Origin of the sequence: Tenacibaculum litoreum, from assembly GCF_964513915.1 — a bacterium.
GTDB classification, from domain to species: domain Bacteria; phylum Bacteroidota; class Bacteroidia; order Flavobacteriales; family Flavobacteriaceae; genus Polaribacter; species Polaribacter litoreum.
Genome location: NZ_CAZEQS010000004.1, coordinates 323,833 through 349,474, shown reverse-complemented (window position 1 = coordinate 349,474; position 25,642 = coordinate 323,833). Strand labels below are relative to the sequence as shown.

Below are 25,642 nucleotides of genomic sequence, written 5' to 3'. Positions count from 1 at the left end.
AGAACCCCGAAAATTGCCTAAAAATGAATGTTAAAGCAAAGCTATTTGTATGTGGAGAAGAACGAGAACTTTTCAATACAAATTTAAATTACGATCGACTTATTGATTGGAACGGAAAACCTACCTCTGCCTTAATGGGAGGAACCATCTCGGTTACATTTGAATCGCAAATGTATGACGATAGTTTTTTAGAGTGGATTATTGCCGACAGAACCGAAAACAAAAAAATAGCATATCCTTTTAACTTATATCAGTTAAGAGAAGGAAAAGTTGTTTTTTATCAAGATGATTTTGATGGATTAGAAATCTTTGAATATAGTTTTAAAGATGCGACTCTAATAAATTATCACGAAAAGTTTTGTAACCAATTAGGGATGCAGGTTACTTTAACCATATCTCCAGCCATGCAAGACTACCGATTTTTTAACAACTCTAGCTGGAGTAAAAAAAGTACCACACGCTATATAAAACACTGGCAAGAAAGTTTTATACCAATAAAAGAATCTGCACCATACAAAGCTAAAGAAGATACAACACCACGTTTTACCTGTTATTATACCGACCTTGAAGGTAATAAACAAGCAGAACCATATACGGGAGAAGAAGTATACTTAGTATTGAAAACAGAAAATGCTATAGGACAAACAATAGATATTGATTTAAGTAACCACACAAAAGATTTTGTATACAACGATAAGGTTATAGAAAACGATATTATAAAAGACTTTAAGGTAACTAGTAGTGAACATAAGCTTAAACTAAAAGTTGTAGCACAACAACCAGAGCCTATAAATATTGAATAAAAATAGCTAAGAAAATGATTATCAAACCTAGTAATACATTAAAAATAAGACATCATAAAGTTTTAGATGCTTATTTTGCAGAGAGAATAAATACACCTCAATACAAAAGTAGTGATGAAAAAGAACCTGTAAAGCATAAAGTTGTTTCAGGTGATACACTAAGTAAAATAGCAAAGAAGTATAGTACTACAGTAGCAAAGATAAAAGCAGATAACGGTTTAACCAGTGATACTATTTATGTAGGAAAAACTTTAAGTATTGGTTCACAACCTAAAAAAGAAAAAATAGGAGATAAAGTGACTTTTAAGAGTTTAAAGTCAGCAAATTTGGGCGATGAAGTTTATGTAGTTGTAAAAACATCAAACTTAGCAAATAAAAAAGTTTGGTTGAATGTTAATCAAGGTAAAGAAAAAGGAGTTGTAGAAAAAGATACTCCCATGACTTTACAGAAAGAAGATAAAGAATTGACAAGACCCGAAGCAATTGTAGGAGCCTATGCAAAAGATGATAAAATTACCAACAAAACTGATTTTAAAGATTGGGCAATTTTTAAAATTACGTTAGGAGGAAAAGATACGAAGAAGGAAAGAGAAGCACTGGATAAACTAAAAGGGAAAAAGACATTTATGTATTTATTGATAGATGCTCACAGTCCTAACAATGTAAAAGTAGTATACAATGGCAAAAATCCAGATAAAGAAGGAGAACCAGACAAGCGAAATACGCCTAACTATTGGCTAGATATAGACGGTAAGTGGTTTGAATTGAAGAAAGGATGTGATTGTGGAGAAGAAGATTTTAATAAAAAATTTGAATGTACTAGGTATGGCACAGCATATGGTCCGGTTTATTGGGGTAGCGAAAAATTAGCAGATTATAAATATTGGGATAAATTAATTAAAGAAAGAAAAGTAACTAAAGAGGAAAAAGAAATTTTAGTTGGAATGTCGGAAAATGAAGGTAAGTTAGACTCTGTTCAGTCATATGATAGTGAGATTTTAACTGTAGGGGCAATGCAAAAGACTGTTAACTCCAAGGGTAAAGGAGAATTTACTATTCAAGTAGAGGAATTTAAGAAAAATAACCCAAATAAGTATAAGGAATTATTTGAAAATTGTGGATGGACAGTTGAAGGAGGAATAATGTATTATAAAGATCCATCTGATTCAAACTCAACTAAGATTACAGGAAAAAAATTAAAACTTAAAATTAGAGAAGGCTTCAAGAGTACTGAGTTTAAGAAAATGTTGAAATGTAAACCATTAGAGTCCATAGTTAAAGCTTCTAAAGATGAAGATTTCAAAATAAAGCAAGTTCAAGATTTTATTGATAGACTGAAAAAAAAGGTTTTACCTATAAAGCCTAAAGGGTATAATTATAGCTTGGATAACTATTTAAAGTCAAACCTAGGAAAGGCTACTATCCTGGATCACCATATAAATAGACCAGCCTATGTAAAAACAGATTTTGGAAAGGCCTTAGATAATTTTTTTAGTAAAAAAAATAAGGAAATCGAAGAATTTAATAAAAAAGAAAAAGACAAATCTAAACATAAAACAAAAATCTCTAAAAATCCTATTGAATGGGGAGAGAGTCATTCAGATTATGAAAAAGAAATATTAGATGATTATGGAGTTAATAGAAGAGGTACAGATATGAAAAATAGATATAATAAAATGAAAGATAAGTTTTAGTAGGTATGAGTAATAGAATGTTTATTAAATTGTTTTTAATTGTTTTTACTATTGTTATTTCATGTAAAAAGAGAGACAGTAATTCAGAAACAAAAGTATTAACAAAAGAAAAAAAAACAATAAAGAAAATTTGTAATGTTAGTGGGAGTAATGTTGAAATATCATTATTAGAAGATGATAATGATAAAATATATTTGAGTGTTAAAACAGATAATTCTAGTTTAGAAAAAAAAATTGACTTAGATGAATATAGAGAATTAAATACTATAGATGTAGAGTGTGGCAAAGAAAGTTTTAAGGTAATTTTTATAGAAGAGATAGGAAATAGTTATCAAAAAATAATTCATCTTTTTGAAAAAGATTCACTTTCAAAATTTAGTATAGATAAAGTATATATTCAAACTTCTTCAAGGAATGAGCTAGGGCTTTTTTATTATTCATTTCCACACCTAAATTTGTCAAATTATAATGGAATTTTACCACAAAAAGATGAATATAACGAAATTTATAAGTTTTCAGGTTTTCAAGAGTATAAGACTCCAAATATAGAAGAGTACTATGAAAAAATAAAAAAAGCTAGAAATGAAAAAAACACTCTGAGTAGTATATCAAATGAAATAGTTTTAGCCTTTATTATAAACAATATTGATGTGTCTGAGGGAAATTTATCTAAATATAATGATATAGGTTATTTTCTTGAACAATCGGGTCTATATGAAGAAGCTGTTTATATTCTTGAAGTAATCATAAAAGAGTTTCCAAATAGGACAGTTGCATATATTAATTTAGGAGATGCATATTGGGGCTTAGGTAAAAAAGAGGAAGCTAAACAAGCATATAAAATTTATATCGAACAAATGAAAGCTAAAAACAAAGAAAGTAAAATACCAAGTCAAGTCTTAGAAAGAATAAGTTAGTTATATCTTTTCAGAATATATAAAAGTTAAATTCTCTTAGCTAAGTTTAAGGCTTTCAAATTAATTGAAATATATCTATTAATGTTATTATTTGGGCAGTGGAAATTTTGATTATAAGATTTATTAGGTTTAATGGTGCTAATTGAGATGATGATATATGGTAATAGAGACTAAAAAAATGATAAAAAACGAAGCCTACAATTTAATAATATTTTTTACATCTACTTTGTTTTTAATAAGTTGTAAAATGTCTAAGGATAACGAAAAAAAGCTTGTTCAAGCTCCTTCAGTAGAAAGTATACAAGCATTTAACTGGGATACTGTTTCTATTAAAAAGTTACCTTATACGTATTCGTATGACTATAATAATGATTTTTTATTTGCTCTTACTGATAGCTTAAAGCAGAAAAATGAAATAAGTGAGAAATCGGAGTTGAATTTTTTGTTTTCTGATAAAACTGAGTTTAAATTAAAAGAGGATTTATACGCTAAAGAGGAAGATAGTTATCCTTATAAAGGAAAAGGATATTTTTATAAGAGGTTTCCAGATAAAAATAAGTATAAAGTGCTTTTATTTATTTATTCAAATAAAGAACAAGATTATTATCTGCCGTATTTTGAGTTACAAACTATAAACAGTAATAACAAAACTGTTGATAAACTGATTGTTGTAGGAGGAAAGAATTATGAATGTGGATGGGATAGGAGCTTTGAAATTGATAAAGATTATACAATTACAACAATTGATGAACAATCTTGTTACGATATAGAAGAAGAAAAAGAAATTGAAAGAGTAATATATACAAATAAGTATAAAATAGATACCCAAGGTTATTTTAAGAAAATAAAAAAATAAGATTATTTATAACTAAAACATAAGAAGTTCCGATTTATAATATTGAGTTAGATATAAATTTTCAACCTCTAGGTATTAAAAAAAAATCTGAGGTAACAATACTACAAGATTAGTTTTTGCTGAGGTGAACCATTGTAATTAGCAACTAAACTTTAACTTCTTTAATTTTATATATATTATTAGTAATTACTGTCAGTCAATATAAAAAACTTACTACTTTTGTGAAGCTGCTAAAAAAGATTAACCTTATATTTTGAAGAAGAAAAAGGCTCCTATAAAATTATAGTATGGTAGCTGCTAATTTATACAATACAATTCTTTCTTCTTACAACCTATAAACGAGTTAATAGCAGTTTTTCAATTAAATTTATATATATGATTTTTAAACTGATATTTAGAAAAAAATTAAAAGAGTTAAGAAAGAGAGAACAAGGAATAGAGCTAGAAAGAACCCGTTTAAAAAAAGTTAAGTATTTATTAGATGAGCGTGTAGGAGATGGAGCTAAATGTGTAATAGAAACAACTAATAAAGGGGTTGCAGTATTAGTAGCAATAAATTCCAAAGAAAATGAAATAGAAGTTTTTGATATTGACACTATGAACATGCCTTCAGTTAAAGAATCTGGGTTATGGGTGAAGATGTGGGATAAAATTAGAAGTAAAGAGGTTTTTTTGCAAGATAGAAATGGAAAAGAAAAGGGCTTCGAAGAAGTTGCAATGATGCATTTATTTAATCTGGTTGATGAAACCACAAAAGAAAAAGTTAGTTGGAAAGTAAAAGATATTAAAGATCATAATGATAAAGATGAGCTTATTACTTTGTATGAAAATATGGGATTCAAAATAAAACACTTTTCAAAGCCCCAATAATTTTTAAATACCATAAAAGCAACTTAACCAGTAATACTCTTTGTTTAGATAATATTGGTGAGTTGTTTTTGAAAAAATAATTTTAAAAAAGTAACAATTTTTTTACATAAAAATTTGGAAGTAAGAAAACTATAATATACATTTACATCACATAAGGCAATATTTGTTATCTTCTTTCTTCTTATAGAATGGCGCCAAAAAATAAAAAAAGAGAAGGTTTTATATTGTTTAAAGCTTTCTCTTTTTTTTATGGAGAAAGCTCTAAAAAGTATTTTAATTTAATTATTTAACCCAAAAAAAAGAAACTATGGGATCATTTAGAGCAAGTTTCGAATTCGGAGGAAAAGAATTCGACGTATTACAAGCTGAGTACAGTTTAAACAGAAACACAGATGCAAAAGGTAAACCATCTTCAAGTGTAAATGGAGGTAGAGTTACTATTACCATCGAATCAACATCAGATACTTCTGTAATTGAAGCAATGGTAAATAGCCAATTTAAGTCTGTAGATGGAAAAATTGTTTTTAAGAAAACTGAAGAAGACTCAAAAATGAAAGAAGTGGAATTTAAAAACGCTTACATCGTTTACTTCAAAGAAGATTTAGATGTAAACAACGAAATTCCAATGAAATTAACAGTTACTTTCTCTGCTGAAGAATTACTAATTGGTAATGCTAACTTAGATAACCGTTGGCCAGTAGCTTAATGAGAAGGACTAAATAACTTTTAGTTTTATATAATTTATTTATTAAAGACCTTCTCTTTTTATAAAAGAAGGTCTTTTTTTGTTTTAAAAAAAGCGTTGATAGTTATTATAACAAAGAAAAAAATACCCCCATGCACAAGATAAAAGAAGAAGCGTTAGATAAGCAAATTACCATAGATGGTGATTTTGTAAAGAGCTACAAAACAATTACAATTAACCAATTTTTATATAAGCATCATACTTTTGAGGTTATAGTAGATATAGAAACTGTAGAAGAAGCAGGAAGCTATACACTAGATAAGTCAAAAGAATGGCTAGGTAAACAGCTTACTACCAATGTTTCTGGTAAAGCTTTTGTAGGAGTTGTGTTAGATGTATCAATGCGTCATAGTGAAATAGGATTACATGGCGAATTAATACTTAAAGGGTTATCTCAAACAGTATTGTTAGAAAATGGAAAGCAACAAAAATCTTGGTTAGAAAAAGACTTAGGAAGTATTGTTTCAGAAATCATAGATGCTACTGCAATTAAAAACAAGGTTAATCCAGCATATACCACAGTAATTCCTTACCAATGCCAATATGCAGAGAGCGATTATAAATACCTTCAAAGATTGGCATATCAGTATAATGAATGGTTTTATTTTGATGGAGTAGATGTCGTTTTTGGTAAACCAGAATCTGAAGGTCAAAAACCAATAGAGCTAGAATACAGTAAAGATTTAAAAGAACTACAAATTAAAACCAAAACGTATAATCCTACTTTAGCAACCTATAGTTACGATTCATTAAATGATCAGTTTTTTGAAGGTGATTTAAAAGCAAATAATGAAGGATTAAACGATTTGGCAAACACAGCACTTAAAGCATCAGAGCAAGTTTATAAAGAAGTAAAAGACTTTGGAGTAAGTGATGTGTTTTTACAAGACAAATCATCATTAGATGAGTATTTACAAAAGCGTTTACAAGGATTAAGTGCAGGAGGGAATGTGCTTAAAGCAAGTGGAGTAAGAAAAGGACTATGCTTAGGATCTATAATAAAAGTAAGCGCAGCAAAATATGACGAAGGAGAATATACTATAAAACAGTATGGGGAATATATTATAACTCAAATAAGCCACTTTGCTGATGTTGGAGGAGCATATTCAAATACTTTTGAGGCTATTCCAGCAAATACAAAAAGTTTACCATTAAACGAAAACATAGTACCAGCTGTAGCTAATAATCAAGTAGCAACGGTGGTAAGTAATAAAGATCCAGAGAGTAAAGGACGTGTACAAGTCCAGTTTTATTGGCAAGAAGCTATTGGAGCAAAAACAGATTTTATTCGCGTAATGACTCCAGATGCAGGAAGCAGTGATCTTACTAAAACTAATAGAGGTTTTGTTTTTATTCCAGAAGTAGGAGACCAAGTAATGGTAGGTTTTGAACACAACGATCCTAACCGTCCCTTTGTAATGGGAAGCATGTTTACAGGTAAAAATGGAGCAGGAGGTGATGAAGAAAATGTAAGAAAGAGTATTATTACACGTGGCGGACACACTATTGAGTTAGACGATACAAAAGATAAAGAGAAAATAACCATAAAAGATAAAGACGGAAGTATCATAACCTTTGATACTAAAGAAAAGTCATTGTTTGTTCAGTCTGCTGAAACTATGGAGTTTTCTGCAAAAAATGTGAAAATAATTGCTGAAGAAAATATCGAACTACAAGCAAAAGGAGAAATTAAAACAGCATCAGAAAAAGACACTTCAATTTTATCTAAAGGAGCAATTAAAGCTCAGGCAGATAAAGACGCTAGTATTACAAGTAGTGCAAATGTAGCCATTGAAGCAAGTAGTAAAGCTACTGTTAAAGGGCAAAATACAACTATTGAAGGTCAAGCGGCAGCCGAGTTAAAAGGACAGCAAACAAAAGTACAAGGGCAAATGACTGTTGTACAAGGAGCAAGCGGTAAGTTTGATATAATGTAATCTTTTTAAAAACTAAAATATATGCCAGGACCAGTAGCAACAGTAGGTAGTATGCATGTATGTCCTATGTGTAGTGGAACAACTCCTCATGTTGGAGGGCCAATAGCACAAGGAGAAGCAAATGTATTAGCTAATGGAAAACCCGTGGCCACTATAGGTAGTATGTGTACCTGTGTAGGCCCACCAGATACCATAGCACAAGGATTTCCTAATATTTTAATTAACGGAAAACCCGTAGCATGTTTGGGAGACCTAACAGCTCATGGAGGAACAATAACAGCAGGAGAAGCTAATATTATAGTAGGTAGTGCTACTCCAGTTCCATCGGTTAATATGCCAGTAAATAAAATACCATTTCCTAAAATTAGTATTGTAGATCGATTAGCTCATAATAACAAAATAAAAGAAGCGGAAGAAAATCAAGAAAAGTTAAAAGAAGAAGAGCAAGGAGAACCGCGAATTTATAACCTACAATGGGTAAAAGAAAAGAAAGTTATACGTAAATCAAAAGTGTTAAAAGAAGTAACATTAAGAGCTTATGTGTATAATATACCAGAAGGAGAAAGTATTACGTTTAAAGTAAAAAAACCTGTTGAAACTACAGATGAAAATGGTAGTACAACCACAAATGAAGAAGAAGTGGTTGAGCTAACAGGTATGGTACAAGATAAAAAAGTAGAAGTTACTTGGGAGGTGGAAGACCCTACAAAGGAAAAAGAAGAATCATCTAAAAATTAAAAGAACAAAAATGGCTAATGATATTTTAGAAAAAAACCAACTAACAGAGTATAATGAAGTAGTTGCTAAGTATTTTTTTGAGTGTACGGGAGGTGGTGTTACAGAGCCTGTAATAAGCCCAGAAAAAGAAGCTTTAAAACCAGGTATTCGCTTACATTTTTTACGCTATGGTTTATTTGATAAGAATTCGGAAAGCCAAACAGAAGAAGATGTAGATGGGCCTAAATATAATGATCCAAGAATAACCAAAGGTGTTTTAGTACAAGAAGATAAAGCAGTATGTAAAAATGTAGCTACTTGTAATTCTAATACCCAGAACACAAATGTAGAAGAAAACAGTACCCTTGAGTTAGAAGAAGTAGAGGTGTTATCACTAAAAGAATTGCCTCAAATCAATAACTTTTATGTAGCCCGAACTGCTCTAAATAAAGGATATATTTATTTAATTAATGATGAAGATCAAGACGATTATCATGAACTTTACGTTGATGAAAGCGGGCAATTGCAACACGTTTTATGGGCATACAACAAAGATGAAAAAGGAAACTATAAAGATATTCGAAAACCATCTGGAGATAAGAGTGAGTATAAATTAATAATAGAACCAGGGAAAAAATATTGGGTAGCATACTCTCCTGTACAATGGAGTAGAAATTATCATAATGAACTGAATACGGATGCTAATAAGCGTAAAGAACGTATGAAGTTGATAGATTGTAGTGGTATAAAAAAAGGAGAAGAAGAAAAGCATGAAAACGCTATACCTTTTACAAACGTAAGAGCAACATTTCCTAGTAATCACCCTAGAGCCGGTGCACTTAAAAACATGCTAGATTCAATATTAGCAGATGAAAAGAGACAAGATGAAAAAGGGGATAATGAGGTTTTTGAAGATATGTTTATCACACTACACGACCCGGCAGGTTGTGCAGCAGATATAAGTGAGGTTGTAAGTGGAAAAGCATTAAAACTTCAAGCATTAACTCAAGCAATACAATCGGGTGAATCGGTACAAGAGGCGTTAGATAGATTAGAAAGAAAAGAAATACAAGCACCTGCACCCAAAGATAAAGAGTATGGACATTTATTTACACTAGCACTTACTTGTTATCAAATGGTGTATAACGATGATAAAGCTATCTTAAAATTTGATGGAGGTTCACCTGGTTGGTTTAATTTTGACGATAGGCATTCATTAGATCCAAGGCCCATGTATTCTGAGTATTACAGTATGGCTGAAAAAGGAACAGTCTATAGAAAAAATAGTGGACATATAGGTTATGGTTTAGATTATGAAAAATTAGTAGGAATTTTAGGAGTTGAGGAACGTAAACAAGCAAGAAAAACCTTGTTAGAATATAGAGAAGACTTAGGTGTTCTATCAAGCTCCAAATACATAAAGGTTTATTTAGATGATTTCTTAGGAAATCATCCAGAGCGTATTGTTAAGGGGAGAGATTTTATGTTAAATATAATAGATCCTTTAAGTTATCACCCTTATAAGTTTGATAAACACTTATTACTTGAAAAGGATTATGTAGAGAATGATAAATGGGTGAATTGGTTGTATGATGTTATAGACGGAAAATACTCTGAACGAGCAAAAAATAAAGAAACTAAAAGTAAAGCAAAAGGATTTGAAGGTTTAGACCCTTTATTGGCTTTATTAGGAGCGCCTTTAAATATTAAAGAAGTAATTAGTAAAGGTGAAAGTTTTGCGCAAAACTTAGCTGGAATTTACGAAAAAAACCTAAAGTATCGTGCTAGCCAAGTAGCAGCGTTTAAAAAAATAGATGGAAAACTTTACCGATCTGTAGAAGAGCGACAAAAGTTTATTGTAGATAAGTTAAACAAAAACCTTGAGGTTTTTGATGAAAAAATGTTTGAAATTCGTGATGGTGATATTCATTTACGATTACAAGAGTTAGGAGTAGAGTTAGATCCAGAATATGTTAAAAAAGGAAAATATACCGGTAAACGTGCCGATGTATTACGTATTTTAAAAGAAAGTCATAGTAAAGATGGCTTTACCTATCGTACTATTAAAAGTGGAAGAAAAAAAACTTATGAAATAAAAGTAAAAGTAGTAGAAAATGTAAGTGATGATACTCGAGCTGTTAAAAACTATAAAATTAGTCAGATGGTTAATGGTAGAGCTTTTAATGGAGTATTTGCTTTGTTGGAATTATATAATTTTAGCATGGCAGTAGTTAAAGTAACAAGCGAAGGGAGTTCTAAAAAAGATAAAGTATCTGCTTTGGGTACTGCTGTAAAGTTAACAGAAGCTAGTGTTAACTTAAGAGTAGCTTTTTTAAATGCTTCTGAAAATGAAATAAAAAAGGGTCTGGCAGAACGTATAGCTGTAAAGTGGGGTAAGCCGTTAGGTGTAGTAGGAGGGATAATTACAGTAGGATGGTGTCTTTATGATAGTTTTAAGGCAATGGATAAAGGAGATATGGATGCTGGTTTTGCTATGATGGGTGCTGGGGTTGCTTTTGGAGTATCTTCAATGGCATCTGTAGGAGTTGTCTTTGCTTCTACAGGACCTGTAGGGTGGATAGCAGCAGCAATAGGGGTAGGGTTATTGCTTGTAGCATCATTGCTTACTGATAGTGAATTAGAAACCTTTTTTAAAAATTTTTTATTAAGTGATTCATATGGAGAAGGCTTTCCTAAGCGCTCAAAAGAATTACCTATGGACTACGCCCGTAGAATTTTAGAAAACAGAAAACTATTAACAGACGATGATTATCACGACACACTTATGAATCCTATTGATGCTCAAACCAAATTGTTTGATTGTATTATATGTAAAGAAATAGGATTTAAACCGATAAATTCAAAGTCTAAAATGATTCCTTCGTTTGGAGGAACAATGCCATCATCAATAGAAACAGCGTCGTATTTTAGTGCTAAAATGGTGTTTAGTCGATTTTTCAACCATCCTGATCAAGTAGAAACTCATATATTCTTTTACCCAAAAGGAGTAAAAAATGGAAATCCCGTAAACATGAATGTCGGTACGGTGAATAAAGTTTACGATGGAGAAAACAGAGAGGCTTTAGAGGTGAAATTTTGGGTGCCAAAATCACATGAGGATAAAATAACCTCGCAGTCTGAAGCAATATTTGCTCTACGATTAAAAGTAGACGAGAGTGAAAAATTATATTTTCCATATTCGTTACAAAAAAAAGAACGTTACTTAGGAGCTAAAATAAGGCTAAGAGCATTAAGTGCAGGGTTGTATATTACAGACTTAAACCAAAATGAAGAAGTTACGATTGCACCGTTACAAGAATTAAAAACAGACAAACCATGGTAAAAGACTTTACCCGAAAAATAACCCATCAAGACTATAAAAAATCGGAAAAACTAAAAAAGTATTATCATAGGGTAGAAAAGAAAATATACGTAAAGCCTAGAAATTCTGTAAATAGTAATTCGCATAGATTATTAAAATATGATTATAAGGATAACAATTTTATTTATTACCATACGAAGGGTACAGTAGTGCCTTTATTAGGAGGTGGAATATCTTTTGCTTTTCTATTAATTTTTCTGTTTCCATTAGAAGAAAAAAGAGATGAAATTGAATGGTTTTTTTTGATAGTAACAGTATTATTAACTATTTTTTTCTTGATATATGGTCTAACGAAACCCAAAAAAGAACATATTTTAAATCGTAAAGATGGATTGATTACTATGACTGGCTTTTTTTGGCAAAAAAATATAACAATGCCATTTAAAAAAGTAGAGTTTGCTTATAGTACAGGGGAAGAAAATATGGTGGGAGCTTTTAGGTTAGAAGTTATTCGCCCAAATAAATGGCAAACTTTTGACTCTTTTGGGTATGGAGGAGCAGAGTATTATGAGAGTATGTCTTTTATTACTTGGTATATGGATAAGAATAGACCATTGCCACCAGGAGAAGTTTTTGATCCGTACCGTCAACAGGATTTTGAACGTAGAAAAGCAGAAGGTTTTCCAAAACCTTTATATCCAAGTAAAATACCAACACCAGAGGCTACAAAAGAACAACAAGCTGAACGTAAACGTATAGGTGGATGGTAGTGCTATACTTTAATAAATAATAGTTTTAATGCAGTACTTATCAAAGATAATTACAGAGAAACCACAAGATACAACGCAAAAAAGTATAGAAAGTAATAAATATTTTATAGAGGAAGCGACTGATTTGTTCTATAAAGAAAAGAGAACAGCAAGAGGTTGGATGTCTTGGGGGGTTGGTATAGTATTAATAGTTGTACCAACGATAATTTCTTTCTTTTTTAAAAGAGACGATTTTTGGCCAAAAATTATACTACTGACGATTTTTGGGCTTCCAGGAATTTTAACGATTATCTATGGCTTTGTAGCCCCTATTAAGTACTTAGTTTTTGATAGGATGAATGGAGTTGTAGTTCTTCCTAGAAATTTTAGAAGTGCTGTAACCATTCCTTTTAGTACAGGATATGCTAAAGTAAAGTATATAAATTCTAGTCCAGGAGTAATTAGTGCCTTATTAGGTTTCGAATCAAGTAAAAAAAAAGGTAAAGTTGGAGGTTTACTAACAGAATACAATATAAATAACTATTGGGCATTTACTGTTTGGTATATGGATAAAAACCGCCCATTACCTCCAGGAGATGCTTTTGATCCTTATCGTCAACAAGACTTTGAACGAAGAAAAGCTGAAGGGTTTCCAAAACCTTTATATCCAAGTAAAATATCAACACCAGAGGCGACAAAAGAACAGCAAGCAGAGCGTAAGCGTATTGGTGGTTGGTAAAAAGATCGAATTAAGTGAAGCTATTTGTTTACAAAAAACTTTAAAAGCTTAAGGTTGTTGAAATACAGAGTTTTAAAATTTTGTACATTTGCAAAACATGAAGAAATTCGTTTCTAAAATAATAGCTACACTTTTAGCACTTGTTGTGTTACTTTCTACATTTTCTTTTAATGTAGAAAAACATTTTTGTGGAGATTCTTTAGTTGCAATTTCTTATGTAGGGAATGTAGCTAGTTGTGATGATGTAGAAGAGGATAGCTGCGAGAGCAAAACAATAGAGCCTTCATGTTGTAAAGACGATGTGGAGTTTTTAAAAGGACAAACTCAAATTCAAAAATCACCTGTTGAAAAAGTAATTTTTACAAAGGTTATAACAGCAGTTACTTCATATACTTATTACAAGCAATTATTTTCAGGCATAGAAAGACGGCTTGTTCCACACAAGTTTTATATACCACCCAAACTGTTTTTTGATATACAAGTACTTCACGAGGTTTTTATCATATGATACTAATAATTCTTTTACAAAAAGTTTAGAATTATATAATTAAGTATGATAAATTAAGAATGAAAAGATTTTTTATTGTCAGTATTTCTTTGCTGATTTCTTCATCACTTTTTGCTCAAAAAGAGTTAAAAGGAGTGATAAAAGATAAAAATGGACCTAAAGATAATTTAGGAGTTTACGGAGCTAATATCCATTGGTTAAATACGGAAGTTGGTACTACTACCAACAAAAAAGGAATGTTTAGTATTCCGTATAAAAAAGAGTATAGAAAATTAATAATAAGTTTTGTTGGTTATAAAACAGATACAATAATTGTTAAGAGTACAAAACCAATCAATCATTATTTAACTGAGAGCAATACGTTAGAAGAAGTTGCTATTACAGCAAAAAAGGATGCTACTCAACGATCTTATTTACAAACACAAAACTTGGTAACTATTAATAGTGAAGAATTGTTAAAAGCAGCCTGTTGTAATTTGTCTGAAAGCTTTGAAACCAATCCGTCTATTGATGTTAATTTTTCTGATGCATTAACAGGAACAAAACAAATACAAATGTTAGGTTTAACAAGTCCGTATTTGTTAATTACACAAGAAAATATACCATCAATAAGAGGAGCAGCACAAGCATTTGGGTTAACATTTACACCTGGAACTTGGGTTGAAAGTATTCAAATAACAAAGGGAGCAGGAAGTGTTATAAATGGTTTTGAAAGCATTTCAGGACAAATAAATACTGAGCTAGTAAAACCATCAACCAATCATAAATTTTACCTTAATGCTTATGGAGCTATGGGAGGTAGGTTTGAATTGAATACTCATTTTAATCAAAAAGTGAGTAAAAAATGGCAAACTGGTTTGTATGTACATGGAAATTATAGAGGAGAAAAGTTTGATAAGAACAATGATAACTTTTTAGATAATCCGTTAGCAGAACAAATAAATGTGATGAATCGTTGGCAATATACTGATGCCGAAAAAGGATGGGTAAGTTTTATTAATTTTAGGTATTTAGATGATTCAAAGCAGGTAGGCGAAGTTGATTTTAAACCAGAGGAAGATAGAGGTTCAAATACAGTTTGGGGAAGTGAAATAGAAACCAAACGTTTTGATACTTCTGTAAAAGTAGGGTACGTTTTCCCTGATTTGCCTTTTCAAAGTATGGGTTTTCAAGCAGCCTATAGCAATCATAAACAAGATTCATATTTTGGATTAAGAGAGTATAATATTAAGCATCAAAGTTTTTACAGTAATTTTATGTTTAGCTCAATTATTGGAGATACTCGTAATAAATTTAAAGCAGGTGCCAGTTTTACGTATGATAAATACGATGAATTTATAAGCACTGTAATGAATTCGAATTTTGATAGAAATGAAAACTCAATAGGAGCATTTTTCGAATATGCTTATGATAATGCTGATAATTTTAGTGTTACTGCTGGACTTCGATTAGATCATCATAATTTGTTAGGGACTTTTGTAACACCTAGGTTACATATGCGTTATGTTCCTTGGGGAAGAGGAGTATTTAGGGGTTCTGTAGGAAGAGGAAAACGAAGTGCTAATATTTTTGCGGAGAATCAACAGTTTTTTGCTTCGTCAAGAACAGTTACTATTGAAAATTCAGGAGGAAACATTTATGGATTAGATCCAGAAGTGGCTTGGAATTATGGAATTTCGTTTTTACAAGGATATAAACTATTTGGTAGAAAAGGAGATGTAACATTTGATTTTTATCAAACAAATTTTTCAAATCAAGTAGTAGTTGATTGGGAAAATCCGCAAGAGATATCTTTTTATAATTTAGAAGGAAAAAGTATTGCTAATAGTTTTCAGGTAGAAGTTAATCAAAATATTATTCCGTATTTCAATACTCGATTCTCGTATAAGTTTTATGATGTTTCTACTGATTATAGATCAGGAAACTTAGCGAAAGCATTACAGGCTAAACATCGTTTTTTTGCGAATGTATCTTATGAAACTAAAACAGAAGATAACGATGCTAGTTGGAAGTTTGATGTAACCTATAATTGGATAGGGGAGCAACGATTACCAAATACAAACAATCAGTTACCAATTTATTCGGATAGCTATAACTTATTAAACACTCAAATAACAAAAGTGTTTTCAAAAAAGTTTGAAGTGTATGCTGGAGCTGAAAACATTACAAATTACAAACAAAAAAATCCTATATTAGGAAGTGATAATCCATTTGGAGCAAATTTTGATACTACTATTATATATGCACCAGTTTTTGGAAGTAACTTCTATGCAGGATTACGATTTAAAATAGATTAACTAATTCAACAAACAATAAATAGAGAAGACATGAAAAATATATTTTTATTAGCAGCAGTTTTACTATTAAGTACATCAGCATTTGCTCAGGACAAGAATGCAAAAGTATCTTTTGAGGTAGATGGTGTTTGTATGATGTGTAAAAAACGTATTGAAAAAGCTGCGTTAAAAACAAAAGGAGTAAAGTTTGCAAAGTGGGATGTAAATACTCATCAACTAAGTTTAATTATTGATGAACGTAAGACCAATACAGAAACAGTTAAAAAAACGATTGCAAGTATAGGACACGATACGAAAGATTTTAAAGCACCTAAAGAAGCCTATGATAATTTACATGAATGTTGTAAATATCGTGATGAAGAGGTGCAGGAAGATCATAAAAAGGCAAAGAAATAATAAAAAATCCCGAGTTTATACTCGGGATTTTTATGTTATAACATATGTAATGTGTTAATTTCTTGTTGTGTCAATTCACGCCATCTACCACGAGGTAAATTCTTTTTGGTCAATCCTGCAAAAATAACACGATCTAATTTTTTTACATGGTATCCATAATGTTCAAATATTTTACGAACAATACGGTTTCTACCAGAGTGAATTTCGATACCTACTTCAGTTTTCTTTTCTCCCTCTACATAAGAAACAGCATCAATAAACACTTTCCTTCCCTCTATAATAACATCACCACGTAATTTTTCTAAATCAGCCACAGTTAATTTCTTATCTAAAGAAGCATGGTATAGTTTACGAACGTTATGTTTAGGATGTGTTAGTTTTTTTGCTAATTCACCGTCGTTAGTAAATAATAATAAACCAGTAGTGTTTCTATCTAACCTCCCAACAGGGTAAATACGTTCTCTAGTGGCATTTCCCACTAATTCCATTACAGTTTTACGACCACGGTCATCTTCCATAGTAGTAATGTAATTTTTAGGTTTGTTTAATAAAACGTAACGCTTCTGCTCCATTGAGATTAAAGTTCCATCAAAACGAACTTCATCAGTAGGTTGTACTTTGTAACCCATTTCTGTAACTAATTTTCCGTTTACAGAAACACTTCCGTGCTCAATGTAAGTATCAGCTTCTCTACGAGAACAAATACCAGAATTAGAGATGAATTTGTTTAAGCGAATTCCTGTATCCTCAGTTTTTTTCTGAGCAGGTTTATTGCTTTTTGGTTTTCTGAAATCTTTTTTGAATTGATTTTTTTCTTGAGGATTGCTGTTGCGTCCAGCTTGTCGTCCTCTCGACGAGTTTTTTGAATTCATAATTAAATTTTAAAAGTCTGCAAATTTACGGTAATTATTTGGTTTTTAATCTAAAACCTCTACCACTTTATCTACAATTAAAGATTTGTCGATAAACAACAAGCTAAAAACACCTATTAATAATAAGATTTTTAAAATATTATGAGCCAATCGATATTGATTGTTTTTTGTTGATTTCCAAGTGTAAAAACCAATAAAAATTAAGGTAACGGCAGCTAAATAAAAATAGTATTTCATGTACTCAATAGCAGGGTAGTTAAATAAAACCCCAATGGGTACTAAGGTTAATACCATTAATAAAATAATTAGCTTTTTAGTATTGCGTTCTCCATATTTAACAGGAAAAGTATTGTAATTATTTGCAATAGCCCCTTTAATATTTTCTAAATCCTTCATAAGTTCTCGAATCATAATGACTAAAAAAAGAAAGATTGCGTGTATAAAAATTACTTTTGAAAAGTTTTTATAGTGTACAAAAATTACAAAAAAAGGAAGTATGGTTAATACTGTAGCTGTTATTAATCCTATTAACGGATATTTTTTTAGTTTATGAGAGTAAAACCAAATACCAAAAATATATACAGAGAAAAACAATGCTGCACGCCATGAAACTAACCATCCAAAGAAAAAACCAATAAAGTTTAGTGTAAAATATAAAGTTAGTTTTGTTTCCTGTTTTACGTAAGAATCTAAACCTGTTTTTATAGGCCTATTAATAATATCGGCTTTTTTATCGTAAAAATTATTGATGATGTACCCGGAAGCAACTACACAAACGGTAGAAATAACTAAATAGAGTAAATGCCAATCAAAAACTACAGGTTTAACTGATTTTGTATCAGAGAAAATAAAAATAGCAGCCAAATATTGGGCTGCTATTAGTACTAGAATGTTATAACCTCTTATGACAGATAAAAGGCTAAATATTTTTAAGAAAAATGTATTGTTTTTAAATGTACTCATAGTAGCATTTTAAAAGCGATACACTAATTCTAATTTATAATCTTTTAAACTGTTTTTTGCTTTTTCGTAATCTTCAGTAAATCCTAAGATGTAACCTCCACCACCAGAACCACAAAGCTTTAAATAGTAATCGTTGGTTTGTATACCTTTTTCCCATACTTTATGAAAAGCAGTAGGAATCATAGGTTTAAAGTTAGCTAAAACTACTTTTGATAGTTTTTTCACGTTACCAAACAACGATTTAACATTACCTTGTAAAAAGTCTTCAATGCAAGCATCTGTATGTGTTGCAAACTCTTCACTAATCATTTTTCTAAAACCTTCGTTCTTCATCTTATTCATAAAGATGTTAACCATAGGTTCAGTTTCTCCAATTTGCTCAGAATCTAATAAGAAAACAGCTCCTTTTCCTTCTTTTTGAGAAGGGATTCCTGCTGGTTCAATATGTTCTTTTGAATTGATTAAGATAGGTAAACTTAGATAAGAGTTTAAAGGATCTAACCCAGAACTTTTCCCATGGAAAAAAGATTCCATCAATGAAAAAATTTGTTTTAAGGTTAAAAGCTTATCTCTTGTTAGATTTTCTAAAATTGTAATTTTATCATTAGCGTACTTATCGTAAATAGAAGCTACTAAAGCACCAGAACTTCCTACTCCATACCCTTGAGGTATTGAAGAATCGAAATACATTCCGCTATCTATGTCACTTTTCAAAGAATCTAAATCAAAAGAAACTAACTCAGAATTTAAGTTAGCCAAATAAGTATAAAACTTAGCTAAGCTTTGATTTGATTTCTCAGCTTCTCCAGTTAAGTTTTTTGCAGATTTTAACGCTCCTTTATAAGAACTAAAGGGTATTGCCAATCCTTTAGAATCTTTAATAATTCCGTATTCTCCAAAGAGTAATATTTTTGCGTAAAATAAGGGTCCTTTCATAGGTGTTTTAATTACAATGCAAACATACGAGTAAAACCACTAGTTTACAAACTAGTACACGTTTTTGTAAAAAGTTTTCCAAACGCCAACTTTTTCGTTATCGCGGTATTTACCTTTTGTTTCTATTTTACCATTCTTATAAAAAGTTTTCCATATACCTTCTCTTTCACCGTCTTCATACTTTCCTTCCTCTTTTAACTCACCAGATTCATAATATACTTTTCGAATTCCGTGAAGTTTTCCTTTTTTGTAATTAGCTCTGTGAAAAGGTTTTCCATTTGCATGATAGTACAGAACTAAACCATCAAATATTTCTTCGTTAGGAATATTAACTGTACTAAAACCTTCCATTTGAATTTGTCCGTTTTTGTAGTAATCTACAATCCAAAAACCGTTATTCATTCTTTTGGGAGCAGGTCTATAAAACTCATGCTCTCCTTTTGTTGTTTCGTGCCAATTTTTATCGAACCAAATAGTATCTTGTGCAGTAACTGAATTGGTTATGAAACCAATAAAAAGGGCAATTATTAATGTTGAAGTTCTCATAATAGTTGGGAATTTAGGTTAAAATAGGTCTCGCGCCAAAACCCACACTATCACAAATATAATGATTTTTTTGGCAGTATGCAGCTAAAATATTCTTAATAAAAGCTTCAATTTCAGTCTTTTCTGAATAAGGATATAATACATGTACATTTGCACCTGCGTCTAGTGTAAAACAAACATTACTATTGTTTTCTTGTCTATATTCCCATATCTTATTAATGATTTCTAAAGTATTAGGTTTCATTAAAATAAAATACGGATTACTAGTTAACATCATTGCGTGTAATGTTAAAGCTTCACTTTCAACAAGGCTAACAAATTCCTTAATGTTTCCATTTTGAAGAATTTTTGAAAGTTTTTCTAAGTTTTCATTAGCTTGAGTAAAACGACTTTCAGCATAAGGATGATTGTGCATTAAATTATGTCCAACTGTACTCGAAACTTGTTTTTCACCTTTGTCAACTAATAAAATAGCATCTTGGTAATCTTCAAAAATAGGATGAACTTTATGAGGGAATTTTACACCAAATAAATCTGAACTTCCTTCGACCTCGGGATGACTTCCCCAAACTACCAATGGTCCCTCTATACTTCTACTAGCACTCCCTGATCCTAAACGAGCTAAAAAAGAGGCTTTTTTGTTAATGTATTCATCATTTAAGCTAGGGGTTAATTCTTTTTCTAAATTCATTAAACACATAGCAATAGCACTCATACCACTTGCAGAAGAGGCAATCCCACTACTGTGAGGGAAAGAATTTTCAGAAGAAATTACCATATTATACTCTAAGATATACGGGCAATATTTTTGAATTCTTTCAAAAAACTTAGCAATTTTTGGTTTAAAATCATCTTTCTTTTTTCCTTCAAAGAACAACTCGAATTCTGCTTGATTTTTAGGTTGCGTCTTTGTGAATTCAATTTTTGTAGTGGTATGGCAATTGTTTAATGTAAAACTTATGGATGCATTTTTAGGAATTTGCGGTTCACTTTTTCCCCAGTATTTTACCAAAGCAATATTACTAGGTGTTTGCCATGTAACTGTTAAGTTATCTACTTTTTTATCTTGAAATTGAAATATAAAATCTGATGTATTCAACGTATAATAATTTTGCCGTAAAGATAGAATTTCGCTTACACTTGTGCTAATGAATTTTTAATTAGGTATTTTTGTTTTATGAGAAAAATTAAACTGATTTGGGATTTTAAAGGACCAGATGGTCTTGAAACAGCAAAGCATCACTGTATCCATCTAAAAGAATTTGCTCAGATTGATAGTTTGCCTTATCATGAAGTAAATTTTGTATCTTTAAACGAAATGCATACCATAGCTTTTATTGTGGTTGATGAGGAATATATGAAAACCTTTAGAGATGCATTAAAACCTCATAGAGGAGAATTAGCATAATATAACACAAAAAATAGATCTATGTTTTTAATTAACGCTTTAGCAAAACCAAAAAAATCTTCTGAACATTACGATGAAGTTATAGGAGCTTACGTAAGCTTGTATATTGATTATAAAGATATTGAAGGAGCTATGCGATTAGCGAAGTTTTATATCAAAAATGAAGACTGGAAAGTAGTAGAAATAGAAGATGAATATTTTACGTTAGACTCTGTAGATGATGTAGAAGACGATGAACAAAAAGAGTTATATGAAGAAGCAGTGGAGTATGGGTACTCTATCATTTTTAACTGCTACGAAGAAGAAGGAGAAGACGAAGACTAAAAAATAAGATCATTTCGAACAAAGTATTCTTAAGCCTTTGTTCGAAATGATTTTTTTATTCAACAATAGCATTTGCACAAATAAAACCACCTGTCCAAGCATTTTGAAAGTTGAAGCCACCAGTAACGGCATCAATATTTAATACTTCGCCTACAAAAAACAAGTTTTTGTGTTTTTTACTTTCAAAACGTTTAAAGTTAATTTCTTTTAAATCTACACCACCAGCAGTAACAAACTCTTCTTTAAAAGTAGTACGGCCATTTGCATTGAATAATCCTTTTGTTAATTGGTTAGCTAAGTTTTGAAGCTGTTTGTTGCTTAAATCGGCCCAGTTTTGGTTGTTTTTTATTTCTGAAGCCGCAACCAAACGCTCCCACAATCGGCGAGGAATATCGCTAAAAGGAGATTTTAAGCTAACTTGTTTTTTAGCTTGCGATTTTTTTAACTCTTGTAATGCCGAAAAAACTGAATCGGTATCTTGTCCTAACCAATTTACCAGTACGTTGTATTGATAGTTCTTGTCAGCTAATATTCTGGCTCCAAAAGCAGATAATTTTAAAATGGCAGGACCACTTAACCCCCAGTGGGTAATTAATAACGGGCCAGAATTTTCTAGGTTTGTTCCAACAAGTGTTACTTCTGCATTTGGTACAGAAATACCACCCAAATCAATAATTCGCTTGTCTTTAATGTTAAAAGTAAATAAGGAAGGAACGGGTTCAATAATTGTGTGATTTAGTGTCTTACATAAATCCCATACTTTTTTACTGCTTCCAGCAGCAACCACTACGAAATCTGCTTCAAAATCTTGATTTTTTGTATTGATAATCCATTTCTCATTTTGTTGATAAACAGAATTCACACCATGATTTTTTAACACCGTAATTCCGAGGTTATCAACAGCGTTTTGGAAACAATCTATAATAGCTTGTGATGTATTCGCTTCTGGAAATACTCGATTATCCTCTTCTATTTTTAAAGGAACTCCGCGATTTTCAAACCATTCAAAAGTATCACCAGTCATGAATTTGTGAAAAGGTCCTAATAGCTCTTTTTCACCTCTTGGGTAGAATTTTGTTAGTTCTTTAGGTTCAAAACAAGCATGCGTAACATTGCAACGACCTCCACCAGAAATTTTTACTTTTTGTAAAACCTCTTTTCCTTTCTCAAGAATAGTAATGTCCAATTCAGGATTGAGTTCTTTTGCATTAATTGCAGTAAAATAACCTGCAGCCCCACCACCAATAATAATGACCTTTTTCATTATAAAATCATTTCTTTATATGAAAGGATAGTGTTGAATCCTTTTTGTTGAAAATAGCTTGTAGTATCTTCATTTCCTGTAACTAAAATAAAATCACCACCCCAAGCACCTAAGCTTTTTACTTCACCAAAATAGTCGGAAAATAATCTTTGTTTTACAGTGTCTTGTTTTATAATTGAACTAATGATTTGTTCATGCTCAATAATGATGTTTTCTAAATTTTTAGAAGTGTTAGTTTTTAAAAACTCTTGAGTTAAATTGTCAATTTCAGGAATTAAGACTTTAGCTTCTTCTTTATGTTTTTTATAGTGAGCAATTCCTTCTCTACTATTTTGTTTTTGATTTAAATGCACAAAAAACAATTCTTCAGAAAAACTTGGATTGAAATTTACTTCTTCAATATGAGGTTGTTTTTCTTCTAGCTTATATAGAATCGGAGTGTTATGTTTTGCACAAGCAATATCGTAACCACTTCCAGAAAAAGCGTTCCAAAGCAAAGTAAACGGATTTGCATTTGCCCAAGTAGCTATATTATTAATTAAGGTTGAAGAACTTCCTAATCCCCAGTTTTGAGGAAATGTTAGGTTTGTCTTTACAACGAAACCGTTTTCAGCAGTTAGAAATTCTGGATTCAAACGTTTCGCTTCTTGTAAAATATCACGTAAAGTTTCAGCTATAAATTCAGCGCTTCCTTCTTTATCAGAATTAAATGTTGCTGAGGTTAATCGTAGTTTTGGTAAATCAAAAGAAGCTTCAAACCAGCATTCTCCAGTATGTGTAAAACTTCCCCAAATAAGTTGTGAATCTTTAATTGGTTCAATAATTAAATCTTGCCCAAACTTGGTAGGAACAGCTAGCGATGTTGCACCATCCAAAACAACATATTCTCCAGTCAGTAATAATTTTCCGTTAGAATAGTGTCGCATTATACCAGCCCAAATTGTTTAAAATGATGTGTAAAATGTTTTACTTGGAATTTTTTCCAATACTCATAATCCAACTCTCCAAAAAATGGATGTACTACTTTTCGGGTTGGATTTTCATTAAAAATAGTTTCGAAATGCTGCACTTGCTCAATCAAATCAGTAATAGCCTCGTTCATAGAACTAAACTTTAATGGAGTTGGATCTTCAGATAAAAATGGAGCTTTAAATCCGATTTGTAATTCACTATCAGAATTTAAAAATGGTTTTCTTCTAGCTGATTTCTCATCAGAAACATAGATGTCAACCTTCCAGTTTCCATTCGCAATTTGAGTAACCAAGCTTAAATGTTCTACCATTTGTTGCCCGCTCATTTTACCAAACAAAGGTTTTGCATCGGCTTTTAAATTTACAAGAGTATCACGTACTTCTTCTTCATTTAAAAAGTCTATCCATTGTACTTTTGGCTTACGAAGCTCATTTAACTTTTCAACAACAGCACTATGTGAAGCTGTTCTGTCTTCAAAATAGGCGGCTACAATTTCTTTTTCTTCATTAGTAGCTTTGTGCTGATTTAAGATGTTCATCAAGTGCATTTTCATATGCCCATGTTGAATTCCTTTGGTTGTTAAAGCACGCAAAGCTGCAAAATTTTGAGCTAAACCAGCAGCAGCAATAATTTGCATTAAGGTGCGTGCGCTTGGTTTTTGCATCATGTCTAACGATAATTTAGCCATTGGGTGTAAGGCAGTTAAACCACCAACAGTTCCCAATGCTAAAGGGATTTCAATCCAAAACCTAAAAATATCGTCTTTTACTTCACAGTGTGTTAGGCTTTTATATTGTCCATCTTTTGAAGCATATGCATGTGCTCCAGCTTCAATTGCTCTAAAGTCATTACCAGTAGCTAATACAACAGCATCAATTCCGTTCATAATTCCTTTATTATGGGTTACTGCACGGTAAGGTTCTATTTCAGCTATTTTAACAGCTTGTTCAAATTTTTGAGCAAACTTCTCAGGATTCTTACCACCTAGTTCCTCTACTTTACAGCTTACTTCAGCTCTAACTAAACATTCAGGTACATAGTTAGAAAGGATGCTCATTACAATCTCAATATCGTCTTTTCTAAAAGCTTTAGCAATAGCCTCTAAACAAGAATTAATAAAGTTAGCCCCCATACTATCTTTTGTTTCAAACGTAACATGTAATTGATAGTAGTTAGCAAGCTTATCAGTTTTGTCAACTAGTTGAATATCTAAAATTCCACCACCACGTTTTTCCATGTTTTTGGTAATGGATGCGGTAGCTGCATATAATTCTGTCTTTTGTTGGTTGAAATAGGTTTCTAACTGTTTTTTGTCACCAGCATACATAAAATGTACCTGACCAATTTTGGTAGTAGAAATTACTTCTGTTTTAAATCCTCCACGAGTACTCCAAAACTTAGCAACTAAAGAAGCAGCAGCAACAACAGAGCTTTCTTCAACTACCATTGGTATTACATAACTGCGTCCATTAATAATAAAATTAGGAGCAATACCGTAAGGCATATAAAAGTTAGAAATGGTATTTTCAATAAAATCATCATGCAATTGTTGTAGCTTGTCATCTACATTCCAATATTGCGTAATAGTTTGTATAATTTCTGGTTGATTGTTAAAGTAAGTTTTTGCCAACCAGTCTATTTTTTCTTCTTTGGTAAGTTTAGAAAAACCAGAGATCGTTTTAGACATTCTCAATTCATTTTTGATGGCTCAAAGATACGTGAATCATGTTAAAATGGTTGTGTTATTTGGTTTTTATGATTTTTTTGAGCGGATTTTTGGCTATTTTTCCGTAAACTTGGCAAACTT

24 protein-coding genes are annotated in these 25,642 nt (G+C 31.2%); 16 read left to right on the top strand and 8 right to left on the bottom strand.

Annotated elements, in window-relative coordinates; translation table 11 throughout:
• Window positions 1–23 precede the first annotated feature (23 nt).
• The 14 genes from tssD (ACKTTR_RS13100) (at window position 24) to ACKTTR_RS13035 (ending at window position 16,550) form a co-directional block, all read left to right on the top strand.
• The gene (gene tssD, locus ACKTTR_RS13100) at window positions 24–803 is read left to right on the top strand and encodes a type VI secretion system tube protein TssD (protein WP_408028267.1); all 780 of its coding nucleotides are present in this window, start codon (window positions 24–26) and stop codon (window positions 801–803) included.
• Window positions 804–817: 14 nt separating this feature from the next.
• A complete protein-coding gene (locus ACKTTR_RS13095) occupies window positions 818–2,497 on the top strand; it encodes a LysM peptidoglycan-binding domain-containing protein (protein WP_408028266.1) in 1,680 nt (559 codons plus the stop codon).
• Between the two features lie 5 nt (window positions 2,498–2,502).
• On the top strand, window positions 2,503–3,414 hold the full coding sequence (locus tag ACKTTR_RS13090; RefSeq protein WP_408028265.1) for a tetratricopeptide repeat protein: 912 nt from the start codon (window positions 2,503–2,505) through the stop codon (window positions 3,412–3,414).
• Between the two features lie 247 nt (window positions 3,415–3,661).
• Window positions 3,662–4,270, top strand: a complete 609-nt coding sequence (locus ACKTTR_RS13085) for a hypothetical protein (protein WP_408028264.1) — start codon at window positions 3,662–3,664, stop codon at window positions 4,268–4,270.
• A 375-nt stretch (window positions 4,271–4,645) separates the two neighbouring features.
• Complete coding sequence (locus tag ACKTTR_RS13080) at window positions 4,646–5,140, top strand: hypothetical protein (protein ID WP_408028263.1); 495 nt, start codon at window positions 4,646–4,648, stop codon at window positions 5,138–5,140.
• A gap of 307 nt (window positions 5,141–5,447) precedes the next feature.
• A complete protein-coding gene (gene tssD / locus ACKTTR_RS13075; RefSeq protein ID WP_408028262.1) occupies window positions 5,448–5,846 on the top strand; it encodes a type VI secretion system tube protein TssD in 399 nt (132 codons plus the stop codon).
• A gap of 131 nt (window positions 5,847–5,977) precedes the next feature.
• A complete protein-coding gene (locus tag ACKTTR_RS13070) occupies window positions 5,978–7,822 on the top strand; it encodes a type VI secretion system Vgr family protein (RefSeq protein ID WP_408028261.1) in 1,845 nt (614 codons plus the stop codon).
• 21 nt (window positions 7,823–7,843) lie between these two features.
• The gene (locus ACKTTR_RS13065; RefSeq protein WP_408028260.1) at window positions 7,844–8,560 is read left to right on the top strand and encodes a PAAR domain-containing protein; all 717 of its coding nucleotides are present in this window, start codon (window positions 7,844–7,846) and stop codon (window positions 8,558–8,560) included.
• Between the two features lie 10 nt (window positions 8,561–8,570).
• Window positions 8,571–11,882: a toxin VasX gene (locus tag ACKTTR_RS13060; RefSeq protein WP_408028259.1), complete on the top strand. Its 3,312-nt coding sequence runs from the start codon at window positions 8,571–8,573 to the stop codon at window positions 11,880–11,882.
• Window positions 11,876–12,631 carry a hypothetical protein gene (locus ACKTTR_RS13055; protein ID WP_408028258.1) on the top strand — a complete coding sequence of 252 codons (756 nt, stop codon included), beginning with the start codon at window positions 11,876–11,878 and terminating at the stop codon, window positions 12,629–12,631. The genes ACKTTR_RS13060 and ACKTTR_RS13055 overlap by 7 nt, the downstream gene beginning before the upstream one ends.
• A gap of 28 nt (window positions 12,632–12,659) precedes the next feature.
• A complete protein-coding gene (locus ACKTTR_RS13050) occupies window positions 12,660–13,349 on the top strand; it encodes a hypothetical protein (RefSeq protein ID WP_408028257.1) in 690 nt (229 codons plus the stop codon).
• Between the two features lie 97 nt (window positions 13,350–13,446).
• The gene (locus ACKTTR_RS13045) at window positions 13,447–13,857 is read left to right on the top strand and encodes an HYC_CC_PP family protein (protein ID WP_408028256.1); all 411 of its coding nucleotides are present in this window, start codon (window positions 13,447–13,449) and stop codon (window positions 13,855–13,857) included.
• Window positions 13,858–13,916: 59 nt separating this feature from the next.
• Complete coding sequence (locus ACKTTR_RS13040) at window positions 13,917–16,154, top strand: TonB-dependent receptor (protein ID WP_408028255.1); 2,238 nt, start codon at window positions 13,917–13,919, stop codon at window positions 16,152–16,154.
• A 30-nt stretch (window positions 16,155–16,184) separates the two neighbouring features.
• Window positions 16,185–16,550: a heavy-metal-associated domain-containing protein gene (locus ACKTTR_RS13035; protein WP_408028254.1), complete on the top strand. Its 366-nt coding sequence runs from the start codon at window positions 16,185–16,187 to the stop codon at window positions 16,548–16,550.
• A 35-nt stretch (window positions 16,551–16,585) separates the two neighbouring features.
• Here ACKTTR_RS13035 and ACKTTR_RS13030 read toward each other — a convergent pair whose 3' ends face one another.
• From ACKTTR_RS13030 to ACKTTR_RS13010, 5 genes are read right to left on the bottom strand one after another with little or no spacing between them, the layout of a single operon-like run.
• On the bottom strand, window positions 16,586–17,422 hold the full coding sequence (locus tag ACKTTR_RS13030) for a pseudouridine synthase (protein ID WP_408028253.1): 837 nt from the start codon (window positions 17,420–17,422) through the stop codon (window positions 16,586–16,588).
• A gap of 45 nt (window positions 17,423–17,467) precedes the next feature.
• On the bottom strand, window positions 17,468–18,385 hold the full coding sequence (locus tag ACKTTR_RS13025; protein ID WP_408028252.1) for a geranylgeranylglycerol-phosphate geranylgeranyltransferase: 918 nt from the start codon (window positions 18,383–18,385) through the stop codon (window positions 17,468–17,470).
• A gap of 9 nt (window positions 18,386–18,394) precedes the next feature.
• Window positions 18,395–19,321, bottom strand: a complete 927-nt coding sequence (locus ACKTTR_RS13020) for a mevalonate kinase family protein (protein WP_408028251.1) — start codon at window positions 19,319–19,321, stop codon at window positions 18,395–18,397.
• A 51-nt stretch (window positions 19,322–19,372) separates the two neighbouring features.
• Window positions 19,373–19,867: a toxin-antitoxin system YwqK family antitoxin gene (locus tag ACKTTR_RS13015; RefSeq protein WP_408028250.1), complete on the bottom strand. Its 495-nt coding sequence runs from the start codon at window positions 19,865–19,867 to the stop codon at window positions 19,373–19,375.
• Window positions 19,868–19,880: 13 nt separating this feature from the next.
• Window positions 19,881–20,966 (bottom strand): diphosphomevalonate/mevalonate 3,5-bisphosphate decarboxylase family protein, encoded by a 1,086-nt coding sequence (locus tag ACKTTR_RS13010; RefSeq protein ID WP_408028249.1) that lies wholly within the window; start codon window positions 20,964–20,966, stop codon window positions 19,881–19,883.
• Window positions 20,967–21,044: 78 nt separating this feature from the next.
• Here ACKTTR_RS13010 and ACKTTR_RS13005 point away from each other — a divergent pair, with 78 nt between their 5' ends.
• Window positions 21,045–21,275 carry a hypothetical protein gene (locus tag ACKTTR_RS13005; RefSeq protein WP_274639682.1) on the top strand — a complete coding sequence of 77 codons (231 nt, stop codon included), beginning with the start codon at window positions 21,045–21,047 and terminating at the stop codon, window positions 21,273–21,275.
• Between the two features lie 21 nt (window positions 21,276–21,296).
• Complete coding sequence (locus ACKTTR_RS13000; RefSeq protein ID WP_115901716.1) at window positions 21,297–21,599, top strand: hypothetical protein; 303 nt, start codon at window positions 21,297–21,299, stop codon at window positions 21,597–21,599.
• Between the two features lie 55 nt (window positions 21,600–21,654).
• On the opposite strand, the gene ACKTTR_RS12995 is transcribed toward ACKTTR_RS13000, so the two are convergent.
• From ACKTTR_RS12995 to ACKTTR_RS12985, 3 genes are read right to left on the bottom strand one after another with little or no spacing between them, the layout of a single operon-like run.
• Window positions 21,655–22,863, bottom strand: a complete 1,209-nt coding sequence (locus ACKTTR_RS12995) for a BaiN/RdsA family NAD(P)/FAD-dependent oxidoreductase (protein ID WP_408028248.1) — start codon at window positions 22,861–22,863, stop codon at window positions 21,655–21,657.
• Window positions 22,863–23,789, bottom strand: coding sequence for a GYDIA family GHMP kinase (locus ACKTTR_RS12990; RefSeq protein WP_408028247.1), 927 nt, complete (start codon window positions 23,787–23,789; stop codon window positions 22,863–22,865). The genes ACKTTR_RS12995 and ACKTTR_RS12990 overlap by 1 nt, the downstream gene beginning before the upstream one ends.
• Entirely contained in the window at window positions 23,789–25,522 is a 1,734-nt protein-coding gene (locus ACKTTR_RS12985) for a hydroxymethylglutaryl-CoA reductase, degradative (protein ID WP_408028246.1), read from the bottom strand. The genes ACKTTR_RS12990 and ACKTTR_RS12985 overlap by 1 nt, the downstream gene beginning before the upstream one ends.
• Window positions 25,523–25,642: the final 120 nt, after the last annotated feature.